Annotated in this window: 1 protein-coding gene; it reads left to right on the top strand. The window is 37.9% G+C overall.

The window, feature by feature from the left end; translation table 11 throughout:
- The first annotated feature begins 175 nt into the window (after window positions 1–175).
- Window positions 176–631: an IS200/IS605 family transposase gene (gene tnpA / locus ACYPXO_RS10860; protein ID WP_459640592.1), complete on the top strand. Its 456-nt coding sequence runs from the start codon at window positions 176–178 to the stop codon at window positions 629–631.
- Window positions 632–823 lie beyond the last annotated feature (192 nt).

Below are 823 nucleotides of genomic sequence, written 5' to 3'. Positions count from 1 at the left end.
TTATGGACTTTAGTCTGTTGAGCCCATTGGAGTTTTTCGTTGATCCGAAAAATGGAGATGGGCGAAACAATGAACCACCCGCTATGCGGGTGCGCGTCGATTGTTATACACAAAAATCACCTTTCCATTTACAATAAAGTTGTTCAGGCTATATTGCAGAAAGGAAAGGTGATTTATGGCGAAGAAAGAAAATGCACTTGCACATACAAAATGGATGTGCAAATATCATATCGTCTTCATACCAAAGTATAGACGAAAAGTAATTTATAATCAATATAAAGCGGATATCAGAGATATTATAAAGCAACTATGTAGTTATAAAGGTGTTGAAATTATTGAAGGACATTTAATGGTGGATCATATCCATATGTTAGTAAGCATTCCACCAAAGATAAGTGTATCATCATTTATGGGATACCTAAAGGGGAAAAGTGCACTTATGATCTTTGATAAACACGCAAATTTAAAGTATAAATTTGGGAATCGTCATTTCTGGGCAGAAGGATATTATGTTAGTACGGTAGGATTAAATGAGGCAACAATAAAAAAATATATCCAGGAACAAGAAAAGCACGATATTGCAATGGATAAATTAAGTGTAAAAGAATATGAAGACCCTTTTAAGGGTTAATGTCAAGTAGTAACAATACCCCTTAAGGGGTAGCGACGAGTCAAGAGCAATATGGCTTGAACGGAGCTGTGGGAAGGCTGTGAAAACAGAATTCCCATAGCCGAAAGAGAAAGCCAGCGCCTTGAGACGCTGGCCTAGTAACAAGGGCTTATAGCCCTAGAGCAAACCACCCGTTGGACGGGTGGTTATGAT

Source organism: Faecalimonas canis, assembly GCF_054601575.1.
This window is presented reverse-complemented; position numbering and strand designations above follow the sequence as displayed.